The organism is Massilia horti (genome assembly GCF_004614195.1).
Taxonomy (GTDB): domain Bacteria; phylum Pseudomonadota; class Gammaproteobacteria; order Burkholderiales; family Burkholderiaceae_D; genus Telluria; species Telluria horti.
The window spans coordinates 1-9,023 of record NZ_SPUM01000065.1; the positions used below are offsets into that span (position 1 = coordinate 1).

Below are 9,023 nucleotides of genomic sequence, written 5' to 3' on the forward strand. Positions count from 1 at the left end.
TCTCGCTCTCCTTGGACAAGGCGAACTCATGACAACCGATTTTAGGACGGGACACAAGGCAAAAAAAAGCCCGCTTTGCGGCGGGCTTAAATCCAATTCTTTTCTGAGGAGAGTTGGAGGAGACAGGTGCTAGTATGCTGCACTACAGCATATTCGTCCAATTTCCGTTCGGAATACAGGTCATCATTTTCGGAAATATCTCCCCCGAAATCCTCAGGGTGGCGGCGCGTTCGGATCGGGGTCGCAGGTGACGCTGATGTTGGTGACCGCCTCGTCGATATCTTTCCCTTGTCCCATGACGCCGGTACCGTTCTGCACGGTGCAGATCAGGCCTTTCGGGTTGGTCAGCACCGTCACGCCGTAGCTTTGGTTGTAGGGTACCGGCTGGGGCATGGTGAACGAAGTGGCATCCTTGGCAACGACGAGGCCGCCGCCGAAAGTGCCATTGATCAGCACCAGGCCATCGGCAGTCAGGCCGCTGATCTTGCCGCCGATGGTGGAGGCGACTACCGAGCAGTAGTATTGGACGTTGATGGTTGCCAGATGGCCTGCCGTGTCCGCCCAGGTCTTGATCGAGTTATCGGTGGCGGTGTCGTAGCCCGGCGGCACGCAGCGCTGGTGCGGCGGCTGCTTCTTGGGCTCGACGCTGTACTGCTCGCCGTATTCGATGGACTTGGCAAAGGTGCCGGTGGCGATGTCGTCCGCGGTGGGGTTGGCCTTCGGGGTGAAGGTCAACTCCTGGCCGTTGGTGCCCACTACCAGGTTACCGTATTGCAGGCCGAACACGGTGACGGTGATCGGGAAGCTGGCTTTGCCGCCGCAAGCGGACAGTCCCAGGGCCAGGGCCAAGGCCAGCGCCGGCCGGGTCAAGGAAGACTTCTTCAATTCATTCTCCAGTCAATTAGGCGGCGGGAACGGCAACGCAGCTGATCGAAACGTTACTGATGTCATTGGTCTGCATGGTGCCCACGCCGTTGGTCACAGTGCAGGACAGTCCGGTCGGGTTGGTCCGCACCCGGACGTTGTATGGCGAATTCTCGCCAACCATGGGCATCGCGAACGTGGTCGCGCCCTTGTCGACCGTGATCTTGTCGGTACCGTTGATGAGCTCCAGCCCGGTGGCGTCACCCAGCCCGGTGATGGTGCCGCCCAGCGCGTGGCCTTTGGCGCAGTTGATCGCAACGTTATTGATGTCGGCGGTCAGCATGGTGCCCACGCCGTTGGTCACCGTGCAGACCAGGCCGGCAGGGCTGGTCAGTACCGTGATGCCGTACGGCGTATCCTCTCCGACATCGGTCATCGCGAACGTGGTCTTGCCCGGATCGATTGGGAGCCGCACCGAACCATTCACGAGCACCAAGCCGCTGGCGTTGCCCAGTCCGGCGACGGTGCCGCTCACCGTGTGCTTCTTCAGGGTGCAGGTGATGCCGATCGTCATGACGTCATAGACAGCGCGCCCGATGCCGTTGGAAACCTCGCACTTTTCCGCGTTCGACGGAATGGCCTTGACGGTCACGTTGTAGGAGGCGTCGATGGGAATCAGGTCCGGGAACTGGAAGTAGGTGCCGGCCGGGACGTCCAGGTCCGAGCCGCCATTGTTCTGCAACTTCAGGCCATCCTTGGTCACGCCATATAGCGAGCCGCCGAGCACCAACTGGCCGCTGCCACTGCCTCCGCACGCGGACAAGCCCAGCGCACAAGCCAGCGCGACGCCGGCGCGCAGGTTCGAAATCTTCATAAATTCTCCAAATACGCCAAACTGGTGCGGCGCGCGGTGCAACTTACGCGTTCCGCTGATGAGTAGACAAATGCTCGCCATTTTAGAGCATTTGCCAGGCTCAGGCGTCATTCTCATGTATCACCTTGTAACCACGCCATTGATTTCCGCGGTAGGCGTCGCTATTCTTGGGGCATCCCCCTTTCTTTCCCTTAGCCATGACAAGTAACCGCCGGGCTTGGCCGAAGGCCATCCTGTTCGATCTCGACGACACGCTCTGGCCGATCGCGCCTGTGATCGTGCAGGCCGAGGAAGCGATGTTCCAGTGGCTGCGCGAGCACGCGCCGCTGGTCGCGCAGCGGTTCACCATCGAGACCTTGCGCCAGGCGCGCCTGCAATTGCTGGCGCAGCGCCCCGAGTTCCAGCTCGACCTGGGCGCGCTGCGTCGCGCGGGCCTGCTGGCGGCATTCGAGCAGGCCGGCGAGAACGTGGCCAAGGTCGAACTGGCGATGACCGAGTTCTTTGCCGCGCGCAATTCGGTGGTGCCGTACGACGACGTGCTGCCGGGCCTGCTGCGCCTGAAGGGCAGGGTGTTGCTCGGTTCAATTTCGAACGGCAATGCCGACCTGCAAGTAATCGGCTTGTCGCACCATTTCCAGGTCTCGGTCGCGGCGCACCAGCTCGGCTGCTGCAAGCCGGACGCGGCCATTTTCCTGGAAGCCTGCCGTGCGCTTGGGGTCGAGCCGCAGGACGCGGTCTATGTCGGCGATGATATTTTGCTCGACGTGCAGGGCGCGCAGGGCGCCGGCCTGAGCGCGGTATGGATGAATCGCAACGGCAGTAACGTGCACCTCGACCACGGGGTGGTGCCGGACGCGATCGTGGCCGATTTCGACGGCTTGCTCGACTGGCTCAAGCGCGCACACGGATGACTGCACAGGGCCGTTCCGACAGTGCATAATATCAGCGGACGAAACGCATCATTTCCAGGACCATGCAACTCGATACTCGTGCCCAAACTTTGCTGAAAGCCCTGGTCGAGCGGTACATCGCCGACGGCCAGCCGGTGGGCTCGCGCGCGCTATCGAAAATCTCGGGCCTGGACGTGTCGCCGGCCACGATCCGCAACATCATGGCCGACCTGGAGGACATGGGCTACGTCGCCAGTCCCCACACCTCGGCCGGCCGGGTGCCCACGCCGCGCGGCTACCGCCTGTTTGTCGACACGCTGCTCACCGTGCAGCACCTGGACGAGGCCGTGGTCGAGGCCGAGCGCATGCGCCTGCCGCTGCAGCAGCCGCAAAAGCTCATCGCCAACGCCGCGCAAATGCTGTCGCAGCTGTCGCAGTTCGCCGGCGTGGTGCAAACTCCGCGCCGCGAATCGGTGTTCCAGCAGATCGAATTTTTGCGCCTGTCCGAAAAGCGCATCCTGCTGGTGATCGTCGACCCGCGCGGCGACGTGCAAAACCGCCTGCTGCTCACCGAGGTCGACTACACCCCGGCCCAGCTCACGCAATCGGCCAACTACCTGAACCAGAACTACGCCGGCCTGTCGTTCGACGAGGTGCGCGCGCGCCTGACCGGCGAGCTGCGCCAGCTGCGCGACGACATCGCGTGCCTGATGCAGGCGGCGGTGGAAGCGGGCAGCGAGGCAATGGCCGAGCAGGCCGACGAGATGGTGATCGCGGGCGAGCGCAACCTGCTGTCCGTGACCGACCTGTCGTCCAACATGAGCTCCTTGCGCCAGATGTTCGAGATGTTCGAGCAGAAGACCGGGCTGATGCAGCTGCTCGATACGTCGAGCCGGGCCGGCGGGGTGCAGATCTTCATCGGCGGCGAGTCCAGCCTGGTGCCGCTGGACGAAGTGAGCGTGGTCACCGCCCCGTATGAGGTGAACGGCAAGATCGTCGGCACCCTGGGCGTGATCGGCCCCACCCGCATGGCCTACGAGCGCGTGATCCCGATCGTCGACATCACCGCCAAGCTGCTCTCGAGCGCGCTCAGCCACAATTAAGGCAGTTCCGCCGTCCTCGCGGCATTGACCCCGGCGCCGGGAACGCGCCGCCGGGATACGTCATCTAATGTTGCGAAATTAACTGAACAGACGGGAGGATGCGGTGCGCCACGCAATTTCCAACTACGGAAACGACCCCAGCGACGCCGAACTGGCGCAGCGCATCGCCTGCGCCGACCAGCAGGCCTTCGTGCTGCTGATGCGGCGCCATAACCAGCGCCTGTTCCGCACCGCGCGCAGCATCCTGCACGACGACGCGGAAAGCCAGGACGCGGTGCAGGACGCGTGGCTGCATGCGTGGCGCGCGATCGCCCAGTACCGCGGTGAGGCCAGTCTCTCGACCTGGCTCACGCGCATCGTCGTCAACGAAGCGATCGCGCGTGAGCGCAAGAGCAGCCGCCGGGCGCAGGTCACGCCCCTGTACGGGGAAGACCTGCCGCTGCCGGAGAACACGGAGGCAGGGATGGACACAGGCGAACCCGATACGCCGGAGCGCGGCGCCATGCGCCAGGAAGCGCGCGCCCTGCTGGAGCAGGCGCTGGACGTGCTGCCCGAGGCGTTTCGCACCGTATTCATGCTGCGCGCGGTCGAGGAAATGAACGGCGAGGAGGTCGCCGCCTGCCTCGGCATCCCGGAAGCGACCGTGCGCTCCCGATTCTTTCGCGCCCGCGCCATGCTGCGCGCGGCGCTGGCCCGTGAATTCGACTACGCGCTCGAGGAAGCATTCGGCTTTGCCGGTGAGCGCTGTGATCGCATCGTCGCCGCCGTGCTTGCGCGGCTTGACCAGTCGCGGCCAGGCCAGGCCTGAGCCGCAATCACCAGCAAAAAGGAGGAGATCATGTCGTTCCTGATGCAAGCAAGTGACTTGCGGGCGGGCCGCCGCCTGTTTATGAGCCGATCGGGCCTGCTGCTGTCCGCGAGCGCGGTTGCGCTGCTGGCCGGGCGCGACGCACTGGCCGCGTCCGCCGCCGATTCCCCGGCCAGCGATGCGGGCATCCTGAACAGCGCGCTGGGGGCCGAGCAGGAGGCGATCGCCGCCTACCAGTTCGGGGCCGACAGCGGCCTGTTAAAGCCGGACGTGAAGCAGATCGCGCTGACCTTCCAGGGCCACCACAAGGCGCATGCCGACCTGCTGGCGGCCACGGTTACCAAGTTCGGCGGCAAACCGGTCCAGCCCAAAGCGCACTACACCTTCCCAGAAGCAAAGCTCAAGAGCCAGACGGACGTGCTGCGCTTCGCGGCGGACCTGGAACACGGCGCCGTCAAGGCCTACCTCGGGGCCATCCCGAAGTTTTCGGACCGCCAATTGTCGGGTTCGGCGGGTAGCATCCTCGCCGATGAGGCGATGCACTGGGCCGTGTTGCGCCATGCACTGGGCGAGCCGCCGGTGCCGGGCCCGTTCGTGGGCTGAGCGCAATCGCTGGCCAAAGGCGCCGTAGGGTGCGCACCCCGTGCGCACGCGGATGCAAACTCGGCTCAACCGTACAGCGTGCGCACAGGTGCGCACCCTACGACATCCACTTGCGGTGGCTAGAGAAATATTCCCCTTCCGCAAAGGCACACCTCCAGCCGCACCAATCTTGAGCTTGGCGAAAGCGTCGTCGCACGCAAGGCGTACCGTCCTATCAAGCGCACTCATGCGTAGTGAAGGAGGTAACCCATGTTCAAGATGCCTTTGTGCAGGCCGGCAATGCTCGCCAGCCTGGTTCTACTTGCCGCCTGCGGTGGTGGTGGTGGCGACTACCATCCGCCCCCGCCGCCGCCCCCCATTCCCGTTCCTGACCCTGATCCCGACCCTGTGCTGGTCAAGCAAGGCCTCGAGGTGTTCCGTAACAACACCTTCGGCGACGAAGCAAAATGGAGCGATACGCTGCGATTGCACGAGGTGCTCGACTCGTGCGTCGATCCGAACACGGCGCTGTCCTTGGGCCTGAAGGTGGACGTCGACGCACTGCCGCCGGAGTTACAGCAGGGTATCAAGAACGGATCGGTCGACCTGGGCGACCCGCAGACCACGGTCAAGCTGATCAAGCTGGGCGCGGTGGTGGGCCTGGTCGGCAAGGTCGAGGCCGGCTACGGGCGGGATATGGTGACGCGGGTCGGCGTGACCTGCGCGCTGTGCCACTCGACCGTCGACGACTCGCTCGCGTCCGGCATTGGCAAGCGTCTGGACGGCTTGCCGAACCGCTCGCTGAACATCGGCGCGATCCTCGCCCTGTCGTCGACCGTGAGCGCCAAGGACAAGAAGGTCTTCGAGTCCTGGGGGCCGGGACGGTACGACCCGCGCTACAACCTGGACGGCAAGAATGGCCCGGTAATGATTCCGCCAATCTACGGCCTGAAGGGCCTGCGCAGCATCACGTACACCGGCGACGGCGACGACGTCGCGTACTGGAACCGTTATGTTGCGGTAACCCAGATGGGCGGGATGGGGCATTTCGACGATGCGCGCATCGGCGTGGATGTGACCAATGGCGACGTGGATCTGGTCGGCCCGGTATTGCCGGCGCTGCGCGCCTACCAGCTATCGCTGGTGGCGCCGCCTCCGCCGGCCGGGAGCTATGACATGGGGGCGGCCGCACGGGGCCGGGCGCTGTTCATCGGCAAGGGCCAGTGCGTGAGCTGTCACAGTGGGCCCCAGTTCACCGATGAAGCCTTGCATTCGGTGCTGGACGTGGTGAGCGAGGCCAGCTACGCCTCGCGCAGCGCGACCAAGCAGTACCGGACCTCGTCGCTGATTGGTGTGTGGCAGCATGCGCCGTATTTCCACAGCGGGGAGGCAGCCACGCTGGAGGACGTGGTGAACACGTACAACGATCGCAAGGCGCTCGGGTTGAACCCGCAAGAAATCGCGGATTTGGCTCAATACCTCAAATCGCTGTAAGCGCAGCAGGGCCACTCTTTATCGGTGGCGGTGCGGGCAGGCCGTCTTGGTGCAGTTGCCGTAGATGGCCAGCGCGTGCTCGGCAATCTTGAAGCCGCGCTCGCTCGCAATCTTGGTCTGGCGCGACTCGATCTCTTCGTCGTAGAACTCTTCGACGTGCCCGCAGTCCAGGCATACGAGGTGGTCGTGGTGCGAGCCTGCGTTGAGCTCGTAAATGGCCTTGCCGGTTTCGAAATGGTTGCGGTTGATCAGGCCCGCCTGCTCGAATTGCGTCAACACCCGGTACACCGTCGCCAGGCCCACATCCATGTTTTCCGCCAGCAGGATTTTGTAAACATCTTCCGCCGTCAGGTGCCGGACTTCGCTGTTCTGGAAAATTTCCAGGATTTTGAGTCGCGGCAGCGTCGCTTTGAGGCCGCTTGCCTTCAGGTCGGTTGGATTGTTACTCATGTTTGTTACTCGTATATTGGCGGAGTGCTTTATGATATAGCGTTTTGGAGTTCCCGCTCAAACGTTTTGAGGTCACTTATGCGCGTCAAGAATGCCGTTTTTAATCGTTTCCACGCCCGGGCTTCGCTCGCGGCGGGACTCGCCTGTACGCTGATGCTGTCCGGCTGCGCCTCTTGGCGCGGCCAGGAAGTGGCGGCGCCGACGCCGGCCAAGGTGGCGGCCGACGCCGAAAAGTCGGCACAGGTCGCAAACGCCGGCGCGCAGACCACGACCGTTACCAAGCTGCAGAAGTTCATGTGGTTCTTCTCGCCGTACCGGCCGACCATTCAGCAGGGCAATTTCGTGTCCGAGGAAATGCTGGCGCAACTGAAGGTGGGCCAGACCCGCGACCAGGTCAAGTTCCTGCTCGGCACGCCGATGCTGACCGACGTCTTCCACGCCGACCGCTGGGACTACCCGTTCTCTCTGCAGCGCGGCAACGGCGAGCTGACCACGGCAAGGGTGTCGATCTACTTCAAGGACGACAAGGTCGAACGCTTTGACGGCGGCAACCTGCCGACCGAGCGCGAATACATCGCGCGCATCGCCGGTTCGACCCCGAAGCCGCCGCCACCGGAAGACGAAATGATCGAGGACGAGAAGAAGAAGAAGCAATAACATTAAGCAGGACAGCATCATGACTTTGAAAATTGCAGTAGCGGGCGCCAGCGGCCGTATGGGACGCATGCTGATCGAGGCAATCCTTACGGCGCCGGACGTTGAACTGTCGGGCGCGCTCGACGTGCCCGGTTCGCCGGCGATTGGCGTCGATGCCGGCGCGGCCCTTGGCCAGCGCACCGGGGTGATGATCCAGTCCGACCTCGACAAGGGCCTGGCGGGTGCCGACTGCCTGATCGACTTCACCCGTCCGGAAGGCACGCTGCACCACCTCCAGTACTGCGCCGCGCACGGGATCAAGATGGTGATCGGCACCACCGGCTTCGACGAAGCCGGCAAGGCCGCGATCCGCCAGGCGGCCGGCCAGATCGGCATTGTGTTCGCCCCGAACATGAGCGTGGGCGTGAACGTGACCTTCAAGCTGCTCGAAATGGCGGCCAAGAGCTTCTCGGAAGGCTACGACATCGAGATCATCGAAGCGCACCACCGCCACAAGGTGGACGCGCCGTCCGGCACGGCGTTGAAAATGGGCGAGGTGATCGCCCATGCGCTGGGGCGCGACCTGAAGGACTGCGCCGTCTACGGCCGCGAAGGCGTGACCGGCGAGCGCGACCCGTCGACCATCGGCTTTGCCACGGTGCGTGGCGGCGACATCGTGGGCGACCACACGGTGCTGTTTGCCGGCACCGGCGAGCGGATCGAGATCAGCCACAAGTCCAGCAGCCGGGTGAGCTACGCGCACGGCTCGCTGCGCGCGGCGCGCTTCCTCGCTCATCAGGCGAATGGCCTGTACGACATGCAGGACGTGCTGGGCCTGAAGGATTGAGCGGAGTTTAGGCATGGCCACAGCAGAATTGAACGGCGCCGCGATCGTCGACGAGGCCTCGTTCCACGCCGAGAGCCGGCGCGCATTCGGCTTCCCGGACAGCTACCCGGAGACGATCGACTCGTGGGTCGACTCGCTCAGCTATTTGCGCGACGAAGAGAACATGACCAAGTTCCGCCTGAAATCGGACGAGGTGCTTGAGATCGTGCTGTTAGAGGCCGACAAGATGCGCGCCAACGTGCCCGACCTGCTGGAAGAGATGACCTTTTGCATCGGCGGCATCAACGAGCGCTACGAGGATTACGGCGAGCCGCCGGCGCTGGAACTGGTGCTGCGATGATTTCGTGGGGCAGCTAGACGATGAACAGTCGTAGGGTGCGCACCAGTGCGCACGCGGTTCGCGAACGCTGCGTAACGAAACGGCAGCCGCGAGCCAGCATACGGTGACCGCGTGCGCACAGGTGCGCACCCTACG

Annotated in this window: 11 protein-coding genes; 8 read left to right on the forward strand and 3 right to left on the reverse strand. The window is 63.9% G+C overall.

What is annotated here, in order from left to right:
* Positions 1–213: 213 nt before the first annotated feature.
* Together E4O92_RS10780 and E4O92_RS10785 are read right to left on the reverse strand one after the other, a co-directional pair.
* A complete protein-coding gene (locus E4O92_RS10780; protein WP_135189777.1) occupies positions 214–885 on the reverse strand; it encodes a hypothetical protein in 672 nt (223 codons plus the stop codon).
* A 16-nt stretch (positions 886–901) separates the two neighbouring features.
* Positions 902–1,738, reverse strand: coding sequence for a hypothetical protein (locus E4O92_RS10785; protein WP_135189778.1), 837 nt, complete (start codon positions 1,736–1,738; stop codon positions 902–904).
* 197 nt (positions 1,739–1,935) lie between these two features.
* On the opposite strand from E4O92_RS10785, the gene E4O92_RS10790 reads away from it, so the two are divergent.
* The 5 genes from E4O92_RS10790 (at position 1,936) to E4O92_RS10810 (ending at position 6,615) form a co-directional block, all read left to right on the forward strand.
* A complete protein-coding gene (locus E4O92_RS10790) occupies positions 1,936–2,649 on the forward strand; it encodes an HAD family hydrolase (protein WP_135189779.1) in 714 nt (237 codons plus the stop codon).
* Positions 2,650–2,711: 62 nt separating this feature from the next.
* Positions 2,712–3,731 carry a heat-inducible transcriptional repressor HrcA gene (gene hrcA, locus E4O92_RS10795; protein ID WP_135189780.1) on the forward strand — a complete coding sequence of 340 codons (1,020 nt, stop codon included), beginning with the start codon at positions 2,712–2,714 and terminating at the stop codon, positions 3,729–3,731.
* A 103-nt stretch (positions 3,732–3,834) separates the two neighbouring features.
* On the forward strand, positions 3,835–4,539 hold the full coding sequence (locus tag E4O92_RS10800) for an RNA polymerase sigma factor (protein ID WP_135189781.1): 705 nt from the start codon (positions 3,835–3,837) through the stop codon (positions 4,537–4,539).
* Between the two features lie 30 nt (positions 4,540–4,569).
* Entirely contained in the window at positions 4,570–5,142 is a 573-nt protein-coding gene (locus E4O92_RS10805; protein ID WP_135189782.1) for a ferritin-like domain-containing protein, read from the forward strand.
* Between the two features lie 249 nt (positions 5,143–5,391).
* On the forward strand, positions 5,392–6,615 hold the full coding sequence (locus tag E4O92_RS10810) for a c-type cytochrome (RefSeq protein ID WP_135189783.1): 1,224 nt from the start codon (positions 5,392–5,394) through the stop codon (positions 6,613–6,615).
* 18 nt (positions 6,616–6,633) lie between these two features.
* Here E4O92_RS10810 and fur read toward each other — a convergent pair whose 3' ends face one another.
* On the reverse strand, positions 6,634–7,065 hold the full coding sequence (gene fur, locus E4O92_RS10815) for a ferric iron uptake transcriptional regulator (RefSeq protein WP_135189784.1): 432 nt from the start codon (positions 7,063–7,065) through the stop codon (positions 6,634–6,636).
* A 78-nt stretch (positions 7,066–7,143) separates the two neighbouring features.
* On the opposite strand from fur, the gene E4O92_RS10820 reads away from it, so the two are divergent.
* Genes E4O92_RS10820 through E4O92_RS10830 form a run of 3 tightly spaced genes read left to right on the forward strand, consistent with a single transcriptional unit; the run spans position 7,144 to position 8,888 of the window.
* Entirely contained in the window at positions 7,144–7,722 is a 579-nt protein-coding gene (locus E4O92_RS10820) for an outer membrane protein assembly factor BamE (protein WP_229483240.1), read from the forward strand.
* Positions 7,723–7,738: 16 nt separating this feature from the next.
* Entirely contained in the window at positions 7,739–8,548 is an 810-nt protein-coding gene (gene dapB, locus E4O92_RS10825; protein WP_135189785.1) for a 4-hydroxy-tetrahydrodipicolinate reductase, read from the forward strand.
* Between the two features lie 13 nt (positions 8,549–8,561).
* On the forward strand, positions 8,562–8,888 hold the full coding sequence (locus E4O92_RS10830; RefSeq protein WP_135189786.1) for a barstar family protein: 327 nt from the start codon (positions 8,562–8,564) through the stop codon (positions 8,886–8,888).
* The last annotated feature ends 135 nt before the right edge of the window (positions 8,889–9,023 follow it).

Excerpts from the sequence above, each read along its gene's own strand:
- E4O92_RS10785 (WP_135189778.1), bottom strand. The coding sequence starts at position 1,738 with ATGAAGATTTCGAACCTGCGCGCCGGCGTCGCGCTGGCTTGTGCGCTG.
- E4O92_RS10790 (WP_135189779.1), top strand. The coding sequence starts at position 1,936 with ATGACAAGTAACCGCCGGGCTTGGCCGAAGGCCATCCTGTTCGATCTC.
- hrcA (WP_135189780.1), top strand. The coding sequence starts at position 2,712 with ATGCAACTCGATACTCGTGCCCAAACTTTGCTGAAAGCCCTGGTCGAG.
- E4O92_RS10805 (WP_135189782.1), top strand. The coding sequence starts at position 4,570 with ATGTCGTTCCTGATGCAAGCAAGTGACTTGCGGGCGGGCCGCCGCCTG.
- E4O92_RS10810 (WP_135189783.1), top strand. The coding sequence starts at position 5,392 with ATGTTCAAGATGCCTTTGTGCAGGCCGGCAATGCTCGCCAGCCTGGTT.
- fur (WP_135189784.1), bottom strand. The coding sequence starts at position 7,065 with ATGAGTAACAATCCAACCGACCTGAAGGCAAGCGGCCTCAAAGCGACG.
- E4O92_RS10820 (WP_229483240.1), top strand. The coding sequence starts at position 7,144 with ATGCGCGTCAAGAATGCCGTTTTTAATCGTTTCCACGCCCGGGCTTCG.
- E4O92_RS10830 (WP_135189786.1), top strand. The coding sequence starts at position 8,562 with ATGGCCACAGCAGAATTGAACGGCGCCGCGATCGTCGACGAGGCCTCG.